The organism is Flavobacterium sp. 83 (genome assembly GCF_000744835.1).
Lineage (GTDB): Bacteria > Bacteroidota > Bacteroidia > Flavobacteriales > Flavobacteriaceae > Flavobacterium.
Window position 1 is genome coordinate 1311207 of the sequence record NZ_JQMS01000001.1, and the last position, 24452, is coordinate 1335658.

The 24452-nt window shown below is 29.1% G+C and carries 20 protein-coding genes; 10 read left to right on the forward strand and 10 right to left on the reverse strand.

The annotated features are described in order from the left end of the window. From T410_RS05695 to T410_RS05710, 4 genes are all read left to right on the forward strand, one after another. Complete coding sequence (locus T410_RS05695) at positions 1-1257, forward strand: site-specific integrase (RefSeq protein ID WP_051929358.1); 1257 nt, start codon at positions 1-3, stop codon at positions 1255-1257. Beyond that, on the forward strand, positions 1235-2746 hold the full coding sequence (locus tag T410_RS05700) for a primase-helicase family protein (RefSeq protein ID WP_035669358.1): 1512 nt from the start codon (positions 1235-1237) through the stop codon (positions 2744-2746). The genes T410_RS05695 and T410_RS05700 overlap by 23 nt, the downstream gene beginning before the upstream one ends. Before the next feature lie 358 nt (positions 2747-3104). After that, a complete protein-coding gene (locus T410_RS05705; protein WP_255360747.1) occupies positions 3105-3911 on the forward strand; it encodes an AAA family ATPase in 807 nt (268 codons plus the stop codon). Continuing rightward, entirely contained in the window at positions 3880-5052 is a 1173-nt protein-coding gene (locus tag T410_RS05710; protein ID WP_152556932.1) for a DUF3871 family protein, read from the forward strand. Before T410_RS05705 ends, T410_RS05710 begins: the two co-directional genes overlap by 32 nt. A 151-nt stretch (positions 5053-5203) precedes the next feature. Here the strand turns inward: T410_RS05710 and T410_RS05715 are convergent, their stop codons facing one another. Next, on the reverse strand, positions 5204-6460 hold the full coding sequence (locus T410_RS05715; protein ID WP_035669363.1) for a Y-family DNA polymerase: 1257 nt from the start codon (positions 6458-6460) through the stop codon (positions 5204-5206). 2 nt (positions 6461-6462) lie between these two features. After that, positions 6463-6924 carry a LexA family transcriptional regulator gene (locus T410_RS05720; protein WP_051929359.1) on the reverse strand — a complete coding sequence of 154 codons (462 nt, stop codon included), beginning with the start codon at positions 6922-6924 and terminating at the stop codon, positions 6463-6465. 391 nt (positions 6925-7315) lie between these two features. On the opposite strand from T410_RS05720, the gene T410_RS05725 reads away from it, so the two are divergent. Beyond that, the gene (locus T410_RS05725; protein ID WP_035669364.1) at positions 7316-7570 is read left to right on the forward strand and encodes a hypothetical protein; all 255 of its coding nucleotides are present in this window, start codon (positions 7316-7318) and stop codon (positions 7568-7570) included. A gap of 289 nt (positions 7571-7859) precedes the next feature. Here T410_RS05725 and T410_RS05730 read toward each other — a convergent pair whose 3' ends face one another. The 7 genes from T410_RS05730 to T410_RS05760 all read right to left on the reverse strand — a co-directional run bounded on the left by T410_RS05730 (position 7860) and on the right by T410_RS05760 (position 19286). Next, positions 7860-8765 (reverse strand): Abi family protein, encoded by a 906-nt coding sequence (locus T410_RS05730; RefSeq protein ID WP_035669366.1) that lies wholly within the window; start codon positions 8763-8765, stop codon positions 7860-7862. A 168-nt stretch (positions 8766-8933) separates the two neighbouring features. Beyond that, the gene (locus T410_RS05735) at positions 8934-10037 is read right to left on the reverse strand and encodes a hypothetical protein (protein ID WP_035669367.1); all 1104 of its coding nucleotides are present in this window, start codon (positions 10035-10037) and stop codon (positions 8934-8936) included. Between the two features lies 1 nt (position 10038). Further along, positions 10039-10971 carry a hypothetical protein gene (locus T410_RS05740; protein ID WP_035669369.1) on the reverse strand — a complete coding sequence of 311 codons (933 nt, stop codon included), beginning with the start codon at positions 10969-10971 and terminating at the stop codon, positions 10039-10041. A gap of 20 nt (positions 10972-10991) precedes the next feature. Continuing rightward, entirely contained in the window at positions 10992-12218 is a 1227-nt protein-coding gene (locus T410_RS05745; RefSeq protein ID WP_035669371.1) for an McrC family protein, read from the reverse strand. Then, positions 12219-15035, reverse strand: coding sequence for an AAA family ATPase (locus T410_RS17145; protein ID WP_051929360.1), 2817 nt, complete (start codon positions 15033-15035; stop codon positions 12219-12221). Between the two features lie 7 nt (positions 15036-15042). Continuing rightward, a complete protein-coding gene (locus T410_RS05755) occupies positions 15043-16299 on the reverse strand; it encodes a DUF6161 domain-containing protein (RefSeq protein ID WP_035669372.1) in 1257 nt (418 codons plus the stop codon). An 11-nt stretch (positions 16300-16310) separates the two neighbouring features. Beyond that, the gene (locus tag T410_RS05760) at positions 16311-19286 is read right to left on the reverse strand and encodes an N-6 DNA methylase (RefSeq protein WP_369793013.1); all 2976 of its coding nucleotides are present in this window, start codon (positions 19284-19286) and stop codon (positions 16311-16313) included. A gap of 353 nt (positions 19287-19639) precedes the next feature. Between T410_RS05760 and T410_RS05765 the strand changes: the two genes are divergently transcribed. The 3 genes from T410_RS05765 (at position 19640) to T410_RS05775 (ending at position 22024) form a co-directional block, all read left to right on the forward strand. Continuing rightward, positions 19640-20044, forward strand: coding sequence for a hypothetical protein (locus T410_RS05765; protein ID WP_035669375.1), 405 nt, complete (start codon positions 19640-19642; stop codon positions 20042-20044). A gap of 97 nt (positions 20045-20141) precedes the next feature. After that, positions 20142-20600 carry a RadC family protein gene (locus T410_RS05770; protein WP_035669378.1) on the forward strand — a complete coding sequence of 153 codons (459 nt, stop codon included), beginning with the start codon at positions 20142-20144 and terminating at the stop codon, positions 20598-20600. A 227-nt stretch (positions 20601-20827) separates the two neighbouring features. Then, positions 20828-22024, forward strand: a complete 1197-nt coding sequence (locus T410_RS05775) for a hypothetical protein (RefSeq protein WP_035669380.1) — start codon at positions 20828-20830, stop codon at positions 22022-22024. A gap of 103 nt (positions 22025-22127) precedes the next feature. On the opposite strand, the gene T410_RS05780 is transcribed toward T410_RS05775, so the two are convergent. Continuing rightward, a complete protein-coding gene (locus tag T410_RS05780; protein ID WP_035669382.1) occupies positions 22128-22340 on the reverse strand; it encodes a helix-turn-helix domain-containing protein in 213 nt (70 codons plus the stop codon). A 147-nt stretch (positions 22341-22487) separates the two neighbouring features. Between T410_RS05780 and T410_RS05785 the strand changes: the two genes are divergently transcribed. Continuing rightward, positions 22488-23210 carry a tetratricopeptide repeat protein gene (locus T410_RS05785; RefSeq protein WP_035669386.1) on the forward strand — a complete coding sequence of 241 codons (723 nt, stop codon included), beginning with the start codon at positions 22488-22490 and terminating at the stop codon, positions 23208-23210. Between the two features lie 83 nt (positions 23211-23293). Continuing rightward, entirely contained in the window at positions 23294-24451 is a 1158-nt protein-coding gene (locus tag T410_RS05790; RefSeq protein ID WP_035669389.1) for a hypothetical protein, read from the forward strand. The last annotated feature ends 1 nt before the right edge of the window (position 24452 follow it).

Below are 24452 nucleotides of genomic sequence, written 5' to 3' on the forward strand. Positions count from 1 at the left end.
ATGTCAAATATAAAAATAGCCTTAAGAGATAAGCCTAATAGAGAGGGATTATATCCTATCGTATTTAAGATAACTAAAGATAGAAAAACGAAGATAATTACATTAGGCATGTATTGTCTTAAAAAAGATTGGGATGAGAAATCATCCCAATTTAAAAAAAGTTATCCTAACTATCTTCAAAGAAATAGAGCGTTATTAAACTTCAAACAAAAAGCTTTGACTATAATAGATGGATTTAATTTTGAAGAGATAGATTTTACTCTAAATCAATTTGAAGAGAAACTTAAGGGAAAGGAGCAGAGTAAAATAACTGTTTTAGAATTTTGGTTGGATAAAATTAATGATTTAAACCTTGCAGGAAGGACAGGGAATGCCCGTGCTCATCAAGACACAAAAAACTCTTTCTTTAAATTCCATAAAAACCAAAAGGTTTTATTCAGAGAAATCACTGTCGAAGTTTTGGATAAGTATGAGACTCATCTAAGAGCCAATGGCAGTAATGATGGGGGAATAGGAGTAAGAATGCGTGAACTAAGAGCATTATATAATGAAGCTATTAGAAGAGGTGTTGTTCTAGAGAAATACTATCCTTTCAAAGTTTATAAAGTCTCAAAATTAAAAGGGAAGGGTTTCAAAAAAGCCTTGACAAGAGATGAAGTTAAAAAGATTGAAAACCTGGATGAGAATAAACATCCTCATTTATCAGAAGCTAAATATCTATTTGTTTTTTCTTATTACACAAGAGGTATGAATTTTTATGACATGATGAAGCTAAGATGGGATAATATTGATAATGATAAAATTATCTATACTCGTTCTAAGACTAAAGGAAAATTTATTGTTAAGATTCTAGAACCAGTTCAGGAAATTCTCAATTTTTACAAAACAGTAAATATTTTAACAGGATATGTGTTTCCAATCCTTTTAAAAGAGGGGCTTACTCCTATTCAAATTGAGAATAGGAAATTTAAGAAGCTAAAGCAGTTTAATAGTGATCTGAAGAAAATTGCAAAAATAGTTGGTATTGAAAAGCCTGTTACGAGTTATGTAGCGAGACACAGTTTTGCCACTAATCTGAAAGAATTAGGGATTTCAACTGATATTATAAGTCAATCTATGGGGCATCATAACGTAAGTATCACTACGGCTTATCTAAAAGATTTTGATAATGATATTATTGATGATGCCAATGAAAAACTTTTAATGGAACCAATTTCAATTTACAATCTAAATTATGAGAAAAGATATACAGCCTAAAAATGAATTAAATATGCATGAAAAATTTAAAGATGCTGTGCCTTTTTTTACAAAAAACAAAGATGGTAAAATTTCCATAAGTAATTCAAATCTAATTAAGTTTTGGGAAAGTTTGGGTTATAGAAAAGTAGTTGATGAAAATGGCGACTACAAACTAGTTATCGTTAAAAGGAATTCAATTGTAAAAGAAATTAAAGAGCATCAGCTACGGGATGAAATTCGACAGTATACAACTTTTAAAAACGAAGAAGCTCTATGGATTCAATATTTAGATAAAGAATATGTTGTAAAAAAACTTTTCGAATCTTTTCATTCATTAGACATGAATAGAAATTCGGGAGATGAAAGAACAGGGTATCTATTTTACGAAAATACCATAGTAGAAGTGACTCAGGATAAATTGGAATTAGTAGAATATGAAAATTTTCAAGGGTATGTATGGGAACTTGAAATACTAAAAAGAGAGTTTTATATTAGAGATAATAAGGAGTGTGTATTTTGGGAATTTATTCAGATAATTGCTGACCATAAAGAGGAGCGAATTAAAAGTATAGTATCTATTATTGGATACCTTATACATTCTTACAAGGATCCTTCTTGTGCAAAAGCAATTATTTTGATGGATTCAGAAATTGATGTAGAATCTGATGAAGCTAATGGCAGAACGGGTAAATCACTCATAGGAAAGGCTATTGGTTATGTAATTCCTTCATTATTTATTGATGGTAAAACAATGAAAAGTCAAGATAAATTTAGATTGTCAGGACTTAATAGCCAACATAGGCTTATCTTTTTTGATGACGTAAAAAAAGATTTTGATTTTGAAAGTTTGTATCCACTCATAACAGGAGACCTTCATATTGAAAAAAAATATAAAAACGCAGTAGTGATCCCAAATAAGGAGTCTCCAAAAATTCTTATCACATCAAACTATATTGTCAAAGGAGGTGGTGGTAATGCAGAAAAACGAAGAAAAGTGGAATTTGAAGTGTCATCATATTTTAAAAATGAATTATCACCATTAGAGGAATTTGATCATCGTTTATTTGATGATTGGGATAAAGACGAATGGGTTCAATTCGATAATTTTATGATTAAAGCAGTACAATTCTATCTTAAAAATGGACTTATTGAACCCATGTCAATAAACATTGATTATAATAGATTAAAAACGGAAACTAGTGTTGATTTTATTGAGTTTATGGATGCTTTAATAAGCGAAAAAAGTCAACTTGAAGGGGAGTTAACCTCAGAAATAATTGTTTTTGATAAAGTGGAACTATTTAAAGAGTTTATAAAAACTAATCCAAGTTTTTCGGAAGGAGTTGCAATTAAAACATTAAAAAAATGGATTGATAAATATTGTGCTTTTTATCAAATAAAAAGTAGTCATTATAAAAGTAATGGAAAAGTGTTGGTAAAACTAAATATTAGTGAAAGAATTAGAAGTGATGAAGTTCACGATAAAGGAGATAAAAACAGTGCTTAAAAAATATAAGAAGTAATGTTAAACTAAAATTTTAAAAATGAATAATTTTAGATAAGCATCTGAATTATTCCAAAAAGACTTTTTAAGATGTTACCAACATATTATAAATTTTAAACTTAAAAAGTGACAAAGTGACTTTAAGTTTTAGAAAGTATTTTTAAAAGCACCTCTTAATATCGTTCTTTCAGATATTCTTTTAACTTTTTTTACTTTTCAAAAAAAGTTTTCAAAAGCGATTGTCACTATGTCACTGTGATAGTCGCTTTTTCATTTTAATCTAAACAAACTTAAATAATAACCTTTAAAATTATAAATTATGGAATTAAAAAAATCAGAAAGAAGTAAAGCCAAAATCAAAATGGCTTTACAGGCTCCATCAGGAGCAGGAAAAAGTTACAGTGCTTTATTATTAGCTCAAGGTTTAACCAATGGAAACCTTTCTAAAGTGGCTGTGATAGACACAGAAGCAGGCTCAAGCAATCTTTATGCTCACATAGGTAGTTACAATGTTCTTAACCTAGAGTCTCCTCATTCCCCTGAAAGATATATTGAGGCAATAGACTTATGCATCAAGTCAGGGATGGAAGTGATAATTCTTGATAGCATCAGCCATTGCTGGGATTTCTTATTGGATTATCATGCTTCCCTTACTGGAAACTCATTTACAAATTGGAACAAGATAACTCCTAGACAAAAAGCATTTGTAGAAAAGATTCTTCAAAGTGATGTTCATATCATTTGCACAATGCGAGTAAAACAAGACTATGTGTTAAGTGAAAAAAACGGGAAAATGGTTCCTGAAAAAGTAGGGTTAAAAGCAATTCAAAGAGATGAGATTAGCTACGAGTTTACAATAGTTTTTGACATCGATTATAAACATTTTGCAACTGCTTCCAAAGACAGAACCAATTTGTTTGAGGGGAAACCTCAGTTTGTTATTAACTCAAACACTGGTAAGAAGATTTTAGATTGGTGCAACAGCAACATGACTAAAGGAGAGCTACAGGTTAAGGTAAGTGAATGTAATAACCTATCAGAGCTTACAAACCTTTATAATGCAAACCTAGAGTTGGCTAAAACTATTGAACAGGACTTTGTAGCCAAGAAAAACCTTCTACAACAACTAACCTCAAATGTATCATCAAATGGAAATGGAACTCACTAAAATCAGAAACGAGGAGACTCTTTCACAAATACCTGGAGCCTTAAAAAAGATTATATCTCCAGGTTTAAGTGACTCTTCACAAATACTCACAAATACTTCTTTTATTGAATCTAATTCAGAAAATAGAAGTGAAAATTTGGGAGAAGATAGACAAGTTTCACCTGTACCTGTATTCCTTAACTATATAAAGGATCCAGGTTTATACGAATCTTCTAATATTATACAAAAATCACCTTTCATAGAAGCTAACACAGAAGTTACAACGCTATTTCAGCTCGAAAATGAATGCACAACGGCTGTCTTTTCCAAAGATAATGAGTTAACAATTGCGCATCACGATTTTATTGTGGCGATGCGTGAATGTGCTTCTAAAGTCTTTGGTAATGAAGTTATTTCAGAACCTGACATTAGAGTTTCACACGTTATAAAAGGTCGAATATCCGAAGCACTGCGAAAACCTGTTCAAGAACTTTTACCACACGAAAAAACCATGTACTGGGAAAGATTAGCATTCGTTATTGAAATTCCCACTATTACTAGAGTTGTCGGAGGAAACACTTTAACATTATGTGTAGGTGGCGTAAGAGCTTTAAACCATCAAAATCTGTACAGCAAAAAAAGTGTGGAACGCTTTAAAGTATTCACTGGTTTCAGAAATAAAATTTGTACAAATACCTGTGTTTCAACTGATGGCATATTAAATGATGTAAAAGTTTTAAGCATCAATGAACTAAAAAATCACATTATGCAACTACTTTCCAGTTACAATATGGAAAATCATTTTTCACAGATGCAAAATTTGGAAAACAAGTACTTGACTGAAAACCAGTTTTGCCAAATTCTTGGTAGAGGAAGATTATATCAACATTTGCCGAAAAAGTTAAAAGCAGGTATTCCTGAACTTCTATTTAATGATGGGCAGTTAAACGCTATAGCTAAAGCCTACTTTGAAGATGAAAATTTCTCTAAAAATGAAAATGGAGATATTAATTGTTGGAAAATGTATAACCTTTTGACTGGCGCAAATAAGTCGAGTTATATCGATAACTTTTTAGATAAAAGTTTAAATGCCTTCCATTTTTCGGAAGGAATTTCAAAGGCAATTGACGGCGATAGTGCTTACCGTTGGTTTTTGAGTTGACAATCTCCCAACCTCTCTTTTGGGGTTGGGAATTGTTTTTTTATTTATGACTTTTGCAAGATGATTTAGGAAAAAGACCATTTGGATTATCAACCTTGCATTGAATTTTAGTTCAACTTTTTCAATTGGAGGATAAAGAAACATATAACTATTAGCAATTAATTGTTATAATATCTTTCAAATTGGTGCTATAACAAGGTGACAAACTATCCTGTTTCATTTTCCATTTTCTTTTTAAATCTTGACCACCAAACTTCACCTTCTCACCCATCTTAATATTCAGTTTATCTAACACATTCATTAGAACTTTATGCTTTGGATTTTCATACTCAAACATTGATAATTGTTGTGTTTCATCTTGACTGATTCCCATTAATATCACACCCGCTTTTTTGTAACTATACCCATCTTTATAAATTGAATTTAAAGCCATTTGGGCATACTTATTTAACTCAAATGTGGAAGAAGTTGGGAATGGCAATTTGACTGTTTTATAGCCACTGTATTGCGGTAAATCTTGCCTAAACCTGTTGGTATAAATAAAGACCTGTATCAATTCACAATTACTATTTTGACTCCTTAATTTAACTCCAGCCAGTGATGCAAATGTAGAAACTCGCTCTCTCAATTCATCCTGTGTTTTCATCATCACATCAAAACTTCGTGTTGTTGCAATATTCTGTTTAGGCTTTATATCTTCAAAATTTATTGTTGGTTCTCCTTCCAAATCTTTTTTAAGCCTTAACCCAACAACGGTATAATACTTTCTAACATAGGAATCGCTTAATTGAGTAAATTGATATGCGTTGATAACACCTATTGACTGAAGTCTTTTTGAAAACTGTCTTCCAATACCCCACACATCTTCAATTTTAGTCCATTTTAGTGCTTTAATTCTCTTTTCTTCGTTATCTATTATGTAATAGTTCTTGGTTCTTTCAGGGAACTTCTTGGCAATTTTGTTAGCAACCTTGGCAAGTGCTTTTGTGGGTGCAAAACCTATTGAAATTGGAATTCCAACTCCTTTTTTTACAATACGGTGCATCTCTAAACCTATTTCATCCAGATTGGCATATTTGTGGTTTTGGAATTTAAGGAATGCTTCATCAATACTGTACACTTCAACATCGGGAGAAAATTGTTTAATTAAAGTCATTACTCTATTGGATAAATCACCGTAAAGAGTATAGTTTGAAGAACAAACCACAATACTGTGCTGTTTAACTATATCATTAATCTGAAAAATGGGAACACCCATTTTAACTCCCAGTGCTTTAGATTCATTGGAACGTGCAACAACACATCCGTCATTGTTACTTAAAACAACAATAGGTTTATTTCTTAGACTAGGCCTAAAAACTCGTTCACAGCTAGCATAAAAATTGTTACAATCAATTAAAGCATACATAGCTATTTTCTTTTGCGGTGGAATTTTAAGGTGTTGATAACAATACCCCAGATCTGAAACGATTCGTTATCTGTAATTTGGATTGGTTTGTAATTATCGTTTTCTGGCATTAACCAAATACAGTCCTTATCAACCTTTAATCTTTTAAGTGTGAATTCATCGTGAATAAGACAAACTGCAATATCACCATCTTCTGGGTCAAGTAATCTATCAACTGCAATAATGTCATTATTTGAAATCCCAGCACCTTCCATAGATGAACCACTAACTCTGGTACAAAAAATAGTTGATGGCGAAGTACCAAACACCTCTTTATCAAAGCTTATTTTCAACTCTTGGAAATCATCAGCAGGAGAAGGAAAACCAGCGGAGATACCCTCATCAAAAAATGGAACCTCATTAATTGATGTTAAATCGGATTTTAAGAATTCGAGGGTAACGCTATTAATATTTCTTACTTTCATTTTGCCTTTTCATTTGATAATACAAAATTAGATAAAAATAAAATCTGATTTTTAACTGTTGATAAATAAAACTAATCCATTCAAATTTTCTAAATGTTGACCATTTGGAAATGCAAAATAAACCACTATAAAAATATTAAAATCCTTTAAAATTTTAAATAACATATTTTAATAATTCCAAAAAAAGACTATTTTTACTCAAATCCAAAATATTTTTCTTATTTAACCAAGAAATAGGACAATAGAACCAAGCTTGTTATTTGAACCTCACTTTACAGATTTGAATGATTAAGGATTACTAAGAATTTTTGAAGTTGATGATACAAATAAGTAATATGAATTAGAGAACGCATTAATTAAAATGCAATGATAAGTTAGAAAAACAATTATTATGGATGACATAAGGATAATAGCAAAAGAATTATTGGATGAGTTGGAGAATATTAAATCAGGAGATTTAGATTCGAAACTCAGGTTTCAAGGAAAAATGAAAAAAATTATTAATTTAAGTGATGAAATAATTTTGTCACAAGACTTAAACGACCTTAATACAAAAATAAATTGTTTAAGGGATATTGGAAATGTACATTCTTTTTTTCTTAAATCACCAGAACTAAAAGACAGAGAAAGATTTTTTTTAGAATAGCATCTAAAATAGAAAGCTAACTGAGAAATAGGTATGTGGGAATTTTAAAACTTGCTCACAGGCTTAAATAAATCATCTTATGCAGATGACATCCCCGAAAGAGGAGCTAATTAATGCCTTCAGCTTTTCTGAAGGTATCTCAAAAGCACTAAGTAATAGTTCTACCAACTATTCTTGGTCCTTGAGTTGAAGAATTCAACCCCTTTAACTAGTAGTTGGGTTTAATTCAAGTACTGAAGAGGCTTTTAAATACAATACTAATTATTAAGGCAATGGATACAATTTAATATTATTTCCAAAGATTTTGCTTTTGCCAACCAGTAGGAAATCCCATTTCTTTTTCCTGTTGCATGGGACATCTTTGCATTGCTTTAATGATTTGTAACTTAAAAGTATTTTCGGGATCTATCTGATTTAACATATATAACATACAGCTTGCAATTGCATAAAATTTATTCGGATATATTCCTTTTATATCTGCCTTACTATAAAAGGGTTTTGCTGTATTATATGGCAAAAGTGGCTTAGCTGTATACCTTCTGTTCCATAATCTTCCATGGTGAGCACAAATATTTCTTAGATTACTAAAACACAATAACCAATTTTCCATAATTACTACATTAGGCAGACCAAAATAGGAAGCTACCGATTTCTTTTCAGGACCATCTTTTAAATTTTGGTACAATTTAGAGAGAAGACCCATGCTTGCTACCTCTAATGTCATCCAAGATGGTGGTTGAGTAGGCTGAGTATATTTTGTCTTATAGTGCTTAATAAATGTTTCATCTGAGCGGTCTATTTCTTCATTCAATGATTGTATATGCCTAGCAAATCTAGGTATATCCCTATAAAGCGAAGGTTCTAATTGCCAATGACTCCCATAATTCAAAGAAAACTGATATATGATTTGTGTCCTTATAGCCACTTCCATCTTTTCCACTGCATCAAATATAATTAGACGTAGTTTTCTGTCAAATTTATAAAGTTCAATAATACTCTCGAAAGTCACAGGAATAATAAATGGATGACTTGGATTAATATTATCTTGAAAAGGATAAGTATATGCTCTTAGCCTATAGAAGCTAATCGTAGATAGAATATGTTCAGCTTTAGCTTCATCCTTAAATTGGAGTCCTCTTTGTTTTAAAATACTTACTTGATCCGGGAAGGTCACCGCAGGCTTTGTGTATTTCATGAATTGGTCAGGTATAAAAAATCGAAAACCTGCCCAGGTGCGCTGTTCTCAAGGGAAGCGTGGCAGGTATTATTAGGGCAAAGATATCAACATTTTGTTAATAACCAAAAAAAGAATCGTTAATTTTCACAGAAGCATTTCATTTTTATGAATATAACAATACTTCCATTATACTTTTTTAAATTCATTATAAGATTTTAGTTTATGTGTATCTATATAAGAGACGACTTTTTTCCTTAATTCATTATCAGTCGCTATACCTCGACATTCCTTGCTTATGGTAAAATTTATGACATATTGCACCTCTGAAGTTTCATCTTTTTTTGAAATATATTCCGGAAAATTTATTTTCACAATACAATCTCCTTTAACTCCATCAATATTAAACTTATACTTTAATGATATAGAAGCAAAGATTACCTTATTATGATATTTATTATCAGTAACAAGAGAATGATTTTGAAGTTTTTTTCCATTAAGTTTCAAAGATTCTAATTCGTCTAAGAACTTTTTTAAATCTTCAGGAGTTTTTTCATTTTCATCTAAATATATATCTATATCTGAAACAGAAATAAACTCCAAATAAATACAAATTTTAGTGGTAAATGAATATAAAAATTGCAATCTATTGGGGTTGGTAAAATCATTGAATCTAATTTTAATATAATCGTCTTTAGGAGAAATAATTTCATCTTTAGTAAAAATATTTTTTATCTCCTTGTTAATTAAATCATTGATAAACTTGGTTTCCTTTGAAGTAGAATTCTGCTCAACTTTTAGTTCTATATTACCATTATTCAGTTTTTTTACAAATATAGTTCCTTTGTGAGAGGTTGTGTTACTTGTCCAATCATCAAGCAAATTTATTCTTTCAATTTCATAATCAAGAATGCCAATTTCATCTTCGAAATAAAATTTCGGTGTGCCTTTTATTGTGAAGTTTTGTTTGTAATCACTTGATTTCTCTATAAGTTCATTTATATCAAATCCAGTTCTTAATATGTCCGGCAAATTGAAGTCTTTACTACATTTTAATACAGCTGAATTAATCTTAATATTATCTTCTCTCTTTTTTTGAGTATCATATAATTCTTCAAATTCAGAAGGAGTTATTATTGTTTTCATTATGAGAGGAACAGAATCATTCTTTTCATTATTACCTAAAAAAACACCCTTTTCTCTTAAGAACAAATTTAGATTTGAGTTGGTAATATTGGACTTTACAAGTAATTGTCTCAATCTATCCCCATAAGGTAATATTCTATCTTTCATATTATCTATTTTTAAAATCTAAAGTATGTTTGGTTACTATCAAATTTGATTTAAAACTATCATTTCCAAAAAACGAAAGTGCTTTTTTAACTTCTTCACTGTTTTTTGTTTCATTGTAATCAGGAAATGAAACAATAACATTATTTGATGAGTCTAAATGGTCAAAACTTTTAATGAATGATAAAATTCTTAAAAAATCCTCATATTTAAAATTATCTCTTATACCTATTAAAAAATCTACTTTATTATCAGCTTCAATTCTCATTGGAATAATGTCAGAAAATAAATATTGAATTGGTAAAAACTCCCCATAACTTTTTGACTGCAATCCAATTGAATTTAACCCTGAATTATGATATATAAAAGAGACATTTTTTTCTCCATATTTATTTTTAACATTTTCAATTAAGTTTACAAAAAAAGAAATTTTAGAATTATCTAAAACTACAATTCTATTAAAATGATATTCTGAACCTAGTGACAAATTTGATACTTTAGAAACAATTTCAGAATCTAAATCACTTTCATTTGACGCCCAAACTAATATCCCTGTTATATCCGTTTTAGTAATGTTAGAAAAATTCTTATTAACCTCTGAACTTAACTTTGACGTTTCAAAACATTCTAAAGTATAAATTAAATCCATCAAATGTTTTTTAAAATCTCCTTTTGGAGCACTTGGATATTCATTTGAAGTAAACTTAACAGAAATTACACCAACATCTAAAACCTTATCTTCTAAAGTGGAATTTACCGTTATAAGTCCATCAATACCGTGAGTAGTTTTTGGGCTCTCTTTTACTTTATGTTTTTCTCCATTATTACAGTTAATAGTAAGGTTTTGTCTGATTGTTTTGTATCCTAATACATTTTCAAATAAATATTCTACAATTTTTTCACCTTGCTCCCCAACACTTTTTGACCATTCCCCCATATTTTATGCCTTTTAAATTATTATTTCAATTTTTCCATTATTTCAAGAACTATATTCTCACTTCTTCTTATACCATTATCCACTATACTCACAAACCCTAACTTGCATTTCTTCTCTAAACCATCAAAATGATAAACTCCAAACTTGCTATCCTCTTGGTTTATTTTTGGATATAAGAGCATGCTTTTTTCTGCTTCCCAATGTAGATTATAAGTGAACATTTGCTTCAAATCATCATCAGAAGGGTTTCTGGAATCTACTATTTTCCATTTAGTGTCGATAACAAATATTTCATTGGTATCAGAAGCTATCAGTATATCAGGTCTAATGGTTTTATGCTCCCAAAAACTTGTCTTGTTTTGAAAATTAACTCTGTATCCTTCTGGTTTATGTTTCTGCAAAATTCTATAAATGTATTCCTCCCAAAGTTTATTCATGTCAAACAATAGTGTGAGCATATTGTCATTCCCTGAATTCAAATTAGGTGAGTAATTTAGGATTAGCATTTTCGCTATATCAACAGCTTTTTGATAAGGTAAAGACTTTCTTTCTAAATTTATCTTATCAAAATGTGTTGCATTGATATTGATTTCTTTATAATCATAGAACTCAAATAACAGCCTGTTTAGTTTGTCTTTTAAATGGCTACTGATAAGCGAATCTAAGACCTTTAGACCTCTCAACAATATTAAATGTAATAAGTGTTCTTTATCATAAATTTGATGCTCACAATAGAACCTTTCTTTATGAACTATATTTTTCTGTATGTTTTGTGAAAACAACAATTTCCCTCTAAGAGCTAATTGATTGCTTTGAACTCTTCTGTATTTTTTTATTAAACCTCTCTTTACTAAGCTTTCTACTTCATTTAAGTACATTTCAAAATATACTTCTAAAATTGAATTGTATCTTTTGCTTAAATTAGTTTCTGAGACATTGTCAACTGTAATGTGTTTACAAACTCGGAGCATATTTAAAAGTACACCTTGCCACTTTTTCTTTTGTTCTTCTGAATGCGAAATGTCATTATCTGCTTTAGGCAGTATCTCTATAGTTAAGCCTCCTATTTGAATTACTCCTACGTAACTATTGAACTGAATACCTTTATGAATAACTGTAAAATGTTTACTTTGGTTCTTTTCATTATATAGCACCATAGAATCAAAATGATGACTTTTGAAATCACCATTTGCATCATATCTAATTTTTTGATATTCAAAAACCTGTATAAAATTGCCCTTACTCAATTATTTATAAATTTGAATAAAATCATTAGCTTTCCAATCAGCACATTTGGAAAATAGATAAATTGCCTTTTCTCTTAAAATATCTTTGTCATCATGGTCAAAATCAGCAAAGGCAACTTTATCTTTAACATCTGCTTTTTCAATAAATCCTTTACCTAGAACTAAACCTACCTTTCCAAAATCTCCAAAGAAATACTCCTCTAATAAAGGAATTACTTTGTCTTTAAAAACAAGTTTTAATTCTTGAAAAGTTTTAGTATTTATGAAAAAAGAATGTCCAATTTTATGGTCCTTATCTATCAAAATTTCAATTCTGCCATTAATTGTTTCCAAAAGCTGCACAAGATCTATTTCTCCTTCTTCATTTGAAATAATACCTTTAGAGTCATGCTCATTTTTCAGGATTTCGGAATTAGGATACATTTCTACAAATGAAAATCTTCTTCTTAATGCAGTATCTAACGACTCTACACTTCTGTCAGCAGTATTCATTGTTCCTATGATATAAAGATTGTCAGGAACAGAAAATTTATCATCAGAATAAGGTAATTCAACCTCTATAGCTTCTTTATTTTCTTTTAAAATTCCTTTCCTTTTATCATCTTCTAATAAAGTAATTAACTCTCCAAAGATTGAAGAAATATTTCCTCTATTTATTTCGTCAATGATTAATACATATTTTTTATGTTCCGCTTTCTTGTTTTCTTTTTTGAAATTCTCATTGAATACATCAATTTTAACGTCATCATTATAGAACTGATAAATAGCTTGTTGAGATATGTTCTTATCTATAAATAATTGAGGAGAAGCATTCATATTAGTAGCTAACCATTTTACTTTTCTAAATTGATAATGATCAATTTCCTGTGAGTCGTCATAAAAATATTCACTTTCAATAATACCTATAGCATCTAGTACATTATTCCCTTTAGTAATAACTACTACATCACCTATCTTCATATTTTGAAAGGCATAAACTGCTTGAATCACAAATTTACTGTCCTCTACTAATTCTGGAAATTCCTTTTTAAAGGTGTCTCTGAAAGTTTTCCAATCTTTAATATCTTTAAGTTTTGTAAAATCTTTATCACGACCCCAACCTAGAAAAACCAAATTATTTTTAATACTCCAATTATGCTTTTCTAAATGATTTTTTCCTCCTAGACTCATTTTGTAGAAATTTTTGTTCTGAAAATCAAAATTTTCAACAACTTCAATATTTCCCGAAACACCTTCTGCTAGTCTACATAAATTTTTGAAAAGACCATCTTTAATTTCATATTCAATAGTATCTTTCGTAATAATAGTATCATCATTATCATCATCAGATTTTAATACCGGTTTTATCCCTTCAATAAAATCCTCGTAACTGGAACTTTGATGAAAAGTTGTAAAATTGATTTGTTTTGAACTATACAATTCCTGATACCTTTTTAAAACAGTATTTCTATCTGATTTGGAATAATCTAAGCCATCAATTATTTCTACTGCTAATCTTTTAGTATTATAGGTTTTACCAGTTCCAGGTGCACCATAAAGAATCTGATTTAAAGGATGAGTCATACAGTTAACTTTTGGTTTAATGTTGTAGAAAATATTTTTTATATCTAAATTTTCATCTTCGTTACAGTAAGGCTGAATCTCATAGAAATCTAAAGTGCCTGGATTGCAAATTAAGTCAACAGTAAAACTTTCAAAATCAGAATCCCATTCAACTTTTAATTCAAATCCATTGTTAGGGTTATTAATAACAGTCCCAAGTGCTCCAATTTTTATTTGATTTTTATTAATTCTGCTATAAATTGCTAACCTAGAGTCTTTGTGAAATCCATTTACATACTGCTCATATGCTTTTTTATTATCCCCGCTCCAGTAGTTATTCTTTGTAAATTTTTCAAATTCTGCTCTATTACTTACTGTAACTAATCCGTATTTTATGAATAAATCTATTCCTGTCTTATCTGTTAATTGGGTAAATACAAAGTTGTTATAATGTTCATAACAACCATTCCAATTTTCTGAAATAGGGTCCTGAAATGACAACTGTACAACATCATCATAGGTTGTGCAATCATATATTGGTTTAGAAAAATAACCTTTTGCTAGAACATCATCTGATAGGGATTCTAAATCTTCAGCTATTTCAGGGTCTAGATTACTTGAGATTAACCAATTTATAAAAAGTTGTTTTTGGTTTACAGATATAGATTCTGTTCTTTTTAAAGAGTCTTCATATTCTCTCCATAAGTTATGGGCATAAGTAAAGTAGTCTTCTTCATCAGATTTTAAATTCATTAGGAATTTTTGATATTCTGAAATAGGCTGTCTTTTAGTTTTATCAAATCCTTTTCCTAAAGCAAGAAACTTTAAAGCTTCATATTTAAAAATATTTATGATATTAAAATCACTGTACAAAAAAGCAATTTTCCATTTGTAAGCAGCTCCTAAATCAATTTTATCTATTCTTTCAAGTCTGTTGTTTTTTACACATTCAATTATATCAATGATTATTCCTTTTACAGATTCGAAAGCTTCTTCCTTTGTGTTTGCTCCATATTTTGTAAACCAAGCATATTCACCATCTGTTTTTCTATTATCAGCCTCAACAGCTCTACTTAAATCACTTCTTTTGTAAATGCCAAATTTATAAGCAGAGCCTCCCCCAATACCTCCTAAATCAGTAGTCCTACTTTCTAACCAATAACAAAAAGAATCATCTCTATTTAAGTTTGTATATTCTTCAAGAGTCATGCTTCTAACTCTATCTAATGACCATATATTTAAAAACTCTTCTTTGAGTTTGTATAAGTTCTCCATTTATTTATTATTTAAACTTTTCAAAAATGCCTCCTGGTAAAGTTGGCGATGAATCTTCTTTTAAAAGCCCAGTGTCAGTTCTACTAAATAGTGATTGCAAAATCATTAATCTTTCCTCTTCTTTGATTTCTGTATCTTTTAATAAGGATAAATAGAAAAATGTTAATGTATGCCTTTCTTCCGCGTCTCTAGCAAGATGGTAAGAACTAAACATATATTTTGACAAAGCCTTAATTGTAAAAGCAATTAATGTTATTAGTGTCAGAAAAACAAAAGACCATCTGATTATTTTTACTGGGTTCGCATCAAATACTTTTTCAAAAATATAATCAGGTGCAATAACTAAAATTAAGGCAAGAAATAGTGATGAGATTCCTATAATCCATTTTAAATAGTATTGAGCATTTTCTGCTTGGTCAAAATACTTCGTTGACTTTGTTTGCCAATACCTTGCAGGTTTTTCAAGTTTTAAATTTGTTTCATAGGTTTTTTCTAATCTTGTCAAAGTTTCTTTTTTTTCATCATACCATTTTTTCCATTCTTCATTTTTTGTATTTTCAAACCAAGTATTAAATTCAGAATCTTTTTCTTCTTTTAAAGTATCAATTTCTTCTAAATGAGTTTTATAATTTTTTTCAGTATTAATAATATGTTCAGTTAAATCATGTTCTGCATCTACTATTTTTTTATTATATGCATTTCTCAAATCTGATAACTCTTTTTTATCGTTTTGGACTCTTGCACTTCTATTGGATTTATCTTTTTCTTTAAATTCAGATCCTAATAATAATCCATTAAAATAATCTTTATCATTTCTAATTTGAAAATTAGAATTAGTCAAATAATTAAAAGCGCCTTCAAATTCCTTTGTGTTATTTTTGAAAATATCTAATAAAAATTTTGTTTCAGTAACCTCAAAAGGGAAAATTAAACTGCTATAATTTTGAAGATAACTAAGCAACTCATTTTTATAAGATGTGAAGTAGTAATTAAAGTTTTCAATGGTGTCAAAATAATTACTTATCGAGAAAAACTTATTGTGAAAATTTAAGTAAAAATCTTTAGAAGTTTTGAAATCATCAGGTATATTCTGCGTTGCTTCCCAATTTGTCTTTTGCTCTAAAAAAAAACTATAGATAGACGAAAGACCCTTTAAGTTTTTATTATAATTTAAATGAGATAAATTAATTTCAATTTCAACCTTATTTATTTCTTCTGCAAAATTACTTTCAGCAATTTTTTTTCTTAAGTCTTTTATTGTCATCTTTCTTATATTTAACTTTTTTCAACTATTGCAATTTCCTCTTCACTCAAACCATACAACTCATATACCATTTTATCAATGGCTTTATCTGTAGCATCTATTGTAGCTTTTAACTCCAATGCTTTTTTGGACTCTACAATAAAGTAATCTTCCCACTCTGCTTCTTGAGATAAGGATAGTTTTACTTTCTTTTTGCCAAGTTCTTTGATAAATTCAGAGTAAGACAATTTGTACCAATCCTGTAGTTTCTTTGGCAACTCCTCTAACTCAAATTTTCTTTGAATAGTTCTTTGGAATTTTTGAGAATTTTCTTGAAGTTCCTTGTTTAATGAAAGTATAGAACTTCCTTTTGCTATGAATGGCTGTTGATGTTTTAAAGAAATTTTTGGAATAGGTAAATCCTTAATGTCTTTGGGGTTAAGTTTTGGAAATGTCTTTTTAGAAAAGTTAGAACATTTTACTGAAGCATACCAACTTAATAAATCTGAATTCACAATTGATAGAATGTATGAAATATCAAAATCTTGAATTTCAGTTAATATAAAAGGTGTTATACTATGACCGTAATAATATAATTTGTCAGTATAAGAGGCTTGAATTTTCTTATTTTGCCCTGGAATTTCTCTAAATAAAATTCTAGGGTTTTCAAAAAATTTAGGTTCTCTTGGGGCTGCTAACCAATCTCCATATCTTAACCATTCATTTCCTTCAGTCAAGGAATACCTATTTAAATTTTTACCATCTAACCACTTGCCACAAAATTCATCAGCTTTTTCTGTGAAATGAAAAGCTCGGGATTTAATTATTTCTTGAGAATGTCCTCTATAACTGTCATAAGCTGTCAGTCCTTGAACACATTCGCCTAATTTGCCTAAATAGGTTGATTTTTGAATGATTTTGCTAAGAATAGAATCTAAATTCTCAGATATTTCATATTCAAGTATTAGATTTTCACTGTTTTTCCATTTTACTGAAGTGAACTCATTAATCACATCAGCTTCAGATTTTATATTGAAAATATAATTGTCACATTTAATATTTTTAATGGTTAAAACAACAGAATTAACCTTTACATCTTGAAAAACATTTTCCCCGCATAATTTAATTTCTATAACTTTTGAATTCTCAATTAAATACTTTCTAATGTTTTCAGATTTCTCTAATCTTAAAAATAATTCGGGTGTGATAAATGATAACCATCCATTTTGTTTTAAAATTTTTAATCCTAATTCATAAAAATATAAATAACTTTCAAACTTGTATTGGTAACTAATGTATTTATTTGAAATGAAGTCCTTTTCTTTATTGTTAAAAAACGCACCATAAGGTGGATTTCCAATAACTACATCAAAGCCACCCTTCTCAAATATTTTAGGAAAAGCCTCTTGCCAATTAAAAGATTTGTCTCCTGCAACTTCAATATCATCTATTAAGGAGTTACCACATTTTATATTGCTATTCAAGTCATTAAGCTTTCTATTTGGCTGTGCAGTTCTTAACCATAAAGAGAGCTTGGCAATTTCTACACTTTCTTCATTTAAGTCAACTCCAAAAAGATTGTTTTCTAAAATGCTTTTCTCAACATCACTCAAAATCATTGCATCTCCAAACAACTTGGCTTGCAGTTCATCAATGTACCTATGTTCCGTAATCAGGAAATCCAAAGCTTGGTTCAGAAAAGCTCCTGAGCCACAAGCTGGGTCACAAATAGTAAGCTGCAATAACCAATCTCTATATTCACTAAGTTTATCTACAAGTGCTTTTATAGTTTTCTTTTGACGCTTTTTATCTGTGAAGTAATCTTCTTCAATAATGTTAAGTTCAACTTTCTTTTCTGAACACAATTTCCCAACGGTATTGTCAACTATATATTTGGTAATGTATTTTGGGGTATAAAAAACACCATCTTTTTTTCTTCTTGTTTTAGTTTTATCAATTTCCTGTCCTTCTAGTTGGGCTTTTACTTCATCTAAATCATTGAGAGAATTTTCAAAAATATGTCCCAAAATATTGACATCAACTTCACTGGCAAAATCATAATTGCTTAAATTTTCAGTATATTTAAACAATATATCATCATCTATTTTTAGGGAGTTTAGTATTTCATCTTCCTTAAATAATCCACCATTATAAGCGAAAATTTGATATTCTTCTTTTTGTTGATGAGTAGTTTCATTAAATGCAGGTAAAGATACTTTTGCTCCTATATTTAGGTCTTCAAAATATATTTTGTACCTCTCATACAAAGAAACTTCAATACGCATTTGTCTCAATTGTTGCCACTCTTTATTAATCCTGAAGATTAAATTAGTAGGTAACAATTGTCTGTCTTCTGCAAAGAATACAAACAGAAATCTATCCAACAATTTTTGAGATTTTTGGAAGAGTTCTAAAGGTTCATATTGCGGGTTTAATTCAACTAGATTTTGATGTAACTCTCTTTTGAATAAAGAGTAATCTTTATATAGTTTTTTAGTAATTATATCTTCTTGACTTACAGATTCTTCTTTTATCCTTTTAGGAATATTTTTTTCTATGTTATCATAAGCCAAACACAAATAGAGTAGCTCAAATTCCTTCTCAGTTAGTGTAAACAAATTAAATTCTATATGCTCAATAGCATTGTCAATGTAAAAACGAAGCTTTTCAAAGTTAGAAGTAATTACATAAACACAGTCTGGTTGATTATTTTTATAGCCAAAAGCCTGAGATTCAATTTTGCCTAAATCAGTGGTATTTGTTCCCTTTAATTCAATTACTGCTTTTACACTATCATTTACTATAATAGCACCATCAGCTTTTTTGCTGTCTTTAACATTTTTATATTCTGTAGTAAGATTAAATTTTGTTTCAGAAGAGGATGCAGGTTTAGTGTAGCCTAAGATTTTCACAAACAAATCCTCCAGAAATTCTCCTTGGTACTGCTCTTCTTTTAAACCTTTAATATCTTCTTGAACTTTTGGATCCAGAAAATGATTTTTAAACAAATTCCACTGATTTGCTAAAGTGGTTTTATTCTGGTTTTGAAGATATTTTGTGACTACTGAATTCTGAAATAAGGACATAAAACTCAAATATTAATTGTTTAAAAGTAATAAAAAAAAACTTACATATTTTTTTAAAAAATTTTTTAGATTTTTTCTGGACTCAAAATTACTCGTGCATATACTACCTTGACAATACTCCCCCCTCTAACTTACCCCAACTCAATACCCCCACCCATCACTAGCATATCAAAAAAATATTCCCCATAGATATAGATACAAGTTGATAGCTGTATTTTAAGCTACAGGTTTATGTGTTTGAATGCTAAAATGTATAACTCAAAAAAATCAAGAAAATGGTAAGAATTATTAGCTACAAAAAAAGAGAAACAGAGGACGGGAAAGAATTCTTTGTACTCGAACTTCAAGGTGGAATTGAAATGGTCAAATCCAAAGAAACAGGCAAATTCTATGTAACTGCTAGAAAGGCATCTATCTCTTCAACTTTTGATGAATTAACCTGTCAAGCTTTAATTGGAACTGAATTGCCTGGAAAGGTGGAGAAAGTGGAATGTGAAGCTTACGAATACGTAATCAAAGATACTGGAGAGGTTATCACCTTAACCCATAGATTTGAATATGTTGAAGAAGAAAAAGCAACTGCTCCCAAAGTGGAGAAAAGCAAAACAACTGTTGATGAATTTATGAGCAATATTCCTAGTGGAAATTCCTTCTCAACTAATGGTCAATATCAACATTAATTTCATCTAAAATATCCTCTATTCATGTAAACCTGGATGGTTAAATTGTATAGAGGATATTTAATTTCTTTTCCAATTATCTAAATACCCGTAAATTATGACGACAACCAACACAATAAATGAATTAGCAGAGATACAGGTTTACTACTCTACACAGAATACTCAAAAGGAGAAGATTAATTCTGTCCAAACAGCTTACGAGTTTTTATTAAATTCTTGGGATCTAGGTACACTGGAACTGCAGGAAGAGTTCAAAGTCATTTTACTCAATAGAGCCAATGAAGCTCTTGGTATTTATTCTTTGTCTAAAGGCGGTATTACTGGAACTGTAGTAGATGTAAGGTTACTATTTGCAGTAGCTCTAAAATGCAATGCATGTGGCATAATAATTTCTCATAATCACCCATCTGGCAATACAAAACCAAGTGATGCTGATATTAGTTTAACTAAGAAAATTAAAAAGTGTTCTGATTTACTTGATATTACTTTAATAGATCACTTAATAATTACTAAAGTTACTTTTTATAGCTTTTCAAGTGAAGGAATGTTAATATGAAAGCGTGAACCAGTAAAGATACACCTTGGAATAACTAAATTCCAAAGATTTACTTTTTTACAGATTACTATTAATAGCGTTTTACTTAATTTGGTGTTTAAATATTTTTAAGAATATTCTTTATGTTCTTAATCTAAATAAACTAATTTAGTTTTTTATGTATCATTCAATTTTAAATACATAAGAAGTCTATATCTAGGAATTTAATACTTTTAACATAGAACAATATGGCTGACATTCAGGAGTTTTTTGCTAACATGAGAATTGAAAAGTTTGAGAATTTCAAATTAGATAGTAATTTGTCAAATTTTGATGTAAGTGAAAACACGGTTGTTTTCTTTGATTTAGAGGATAATCCTCAGATTAGTCAATACATTGAAAATCAATTTTCAGAATTAAATAAAAAATTTGCTGAAGTTAATAGAAATCTCATCTATATATCAAATTTAGATTATCCCAAAGACATAAGAGATCTTTTAAAATTCTATTTACCTTATCTATCCGCAAGTGATTTAAAAAAATTCTATTCTGAGGAACATATACTTTCAAAGATGGTGAATGAGATGTTTGAACTATTTGAGGGAAAATCAAGTGGCTCAGTTTTTAAATCTGAATACCAAAGCATATTAGATTATATAGGTTATAAAGGAAATATTAAATCCGGTTTTATATTTTTTGACCATCCAGATTACCGTAATTACAATACGCATTACAATACCTCAATACTTGAATGTAATGATTTACTCCTAAAAGACAGCCCAGATGCCTTCTTTGAGAAATTAATACAATTCTTTAAGAATGAAAATGATAGGATTGAGGAATATGATTGCATGATTGACAATTCCCCAGAATATTATGCATATCAAAATCTTGATGACGATACCAAAGAAAAAGTACTAGAAATACAAAGCCAATTAAGAGAATTGAGAGATAGTGGGCAATTACTATTTGCTTTACCTATTCTTAAAGATATTCTGAATAGCGAAGCTAATAAGATTAACCTGAATAGTGTAAGTAAAGTACTCATCATGAGCAATTATAGAATTGTACTCCCTTATTTTGATAATTTGGAAATACAGTTAAGTCACTTGACAAAGGCTATTTATATTTTGTTCTATAATAATCCACAAGGCATAAATATTAAAGAACTTTACAAGTACAGAAAGGAATTATTAGATTTATATTCCAATATTTCATATCAAATTGATTACGACAAAATCCAGCAAAGTATTGATGATTTAGTTAATCCCGAAAGCAAAGCCATCTATACTCATATTTCAAGAATAAAGACAGCATTTTATAAACAAATGTATTACGTCTATGCAAAAAACTATATTGTAGCTGGAAAAAACTTTGGGGATGATTTTAAATATATTCCAATAATAAGAACCAATGTAATTTATGACCCTGAATTTAATGATTAAGACTTGCAAATTTGCAACACTTAAATGTTTATGCAATATGATTTTATATTTGCTTTATGTTTAGTCAAAAAAGTAAAATGAAAAAGTCATTAATAAAGTTGTCTCAAAATCTGAAAAGCTCTATAATTTCAACACCTAATGCCTTACAAACAATATCTAACGTTGAAAGCGTTGCATTTGCTCCACCTGACTCTAATCTGGACATATTACTTTTTTCAAAGTTGCATCTCGCAGCCAAGTCTTGCTGAGATAAATTTTTCTCAATCCTGATTTCTTGAATACGTTTACCAACTCTTTTTTGTAATAAATCTCTCAATTGTTGATTATCTTATATGATAAACAAAATTTGTCTATTTTTGGCTTTAGTTGGTTATCGTATATGATAATTACGGGATTAAGAAGCTAAGCACTAAATTAAAAATTCACATTTAAAACGAATGAGTCACTTTATAAATAATAACATATGAACACTTTTGAAAAAGCATTTGGAAGAAGCAGAAAAACAAATTATAAAAATCTAAAACCAAAAAAAGGATTATTTGGATTATTTAAAAGCGGTATAAAGGAATATACAAAATATTATGTTTCAGCGCAACAATATTACTCAAGTGGAAATTACATTAAATCTTTAGAATTAATAAATAAAACAATGGAAGATTGCGACTTTGACGATTGGAGACAAAGAGCGTTTAAAGCAAATGTATTCGAAGATTTGAAAATTTATCAATCAGCTATTAAAGAATATGAAATAGCAATCGACATATGTAATAATGATATAAATACATACGCATTATATCACCAAATAGGTTATTGCTATTTAAGTTTAGGAGATAGCAATAAAGCTATTTCTTTTTATACTTATGCAATAGAGTTAAAAAAATCACACCCAAATACTGAATTTAACCCAGATGACGAAGGCATAGATTTAGGAGTTATGCTTGGTGTTAAATTTAATAGAATGTATAATAACCGTGCTAATGCCTTCAAAAACATTAACAAACTTAATGAAGCATTTGAAGACTGTAAAACTTCATTAAGCTTTGATAAAAACTATTCAAACCCATACTTAATGATGTCTCAAATTTTTAGTAAGGCAGGTAAAGAACCTGAAGCTATTAAATATCTAAAAATATCAGCAGAGTTAGGAAATAAAAATGCCATTAATATGTTAAGCCAAATCAGATGAGACAAAAACATTTGCTCACAGGCGTTTTGGATATATTTTACGCAACTAAGTGAAAATAAGCTAAACATACAACAATTATATAAATGCAATTAAAAAAAGAATCATTCACAGGCGTAGACAATCATTTTGATCAATTTGCTTTTTTCGATAAAAATTATTACGAAAATGGCTTACTTAAATCTAATCAGGTATCGGGGTATCGCTCAGAATTTGAATACACTGAAGACGGGAAAATACTAGTTGAAAAAATATCACAAGATAACGGTGGCGGGGATGATTTTTTTAAACGTGAATATAAATATGAAGGGTTAACAACGCGTATTTTTCATTATAAAACGGGTTATTTTGATTTAAGAGATCAATTTGTACCTGATGAAACATACTCACATCTGTCAAGACTTCGTGATGTTTGTGATGGTCCCTTACCTATTTATCCTTTAAATGAATTATTAAGCATTGAAGAAATAATTTATAATGAAAGTAAAGAAATAATTTCAAGAAAGAAAACGGATTTAAAAAATAATTCATTTTCAGAAGAAAAAAGAAGCTTTGATGATTTAGGTAATTTGATTAATCGTGTTTATATAGAAAACAATATAATACAGAGTAATTTCACATACAATTATAAGGATGGTGCACTAGAATCATTTTTAGTTGATAACGCAATTTCATATTTAAAATATAATGATGATGGAAGCATTATTGAAATTGATTGTTTTGAAAAAGTTGATGGCATAGAAGTTTTCTATTCTAAAACAGTTTTGGAATACTTACAAAATAGACTTATTGGTGTAAATTTTAATGTTTCAAATGAAGGGGAATTTTGGCTTAATGATGAACTTAGTTTTTTTGGCTGGGAAAGGTTATTTGAAAAGGAAAACGAATCGGCATTAAAGTTAAATTGTCTACTAAATCCTTACTATGATTATTGTCAAAAAAGTTATGAAGTCAAATTTATATATGGTTTAAACAATGAAATCAAACAATCCACTGTTATAAATACACAAAAAAATTGGAAAACAGAATTGGATTCTAATGATTATGAAGATACTATGTTTTTTGAGGAAAAAATAGAAGAAAATAGATTTTTCATTTATAAATATAATGAGAATTTATTAATAAATAAAAGTCCTGAAAATTATATGATAATGAATCATCCGATTGAATATATTGACGGGTTTACTATCAAAGACAATAAGATTGAACACCTGTTTACACACAAGTTTGAATATTATGAATAAA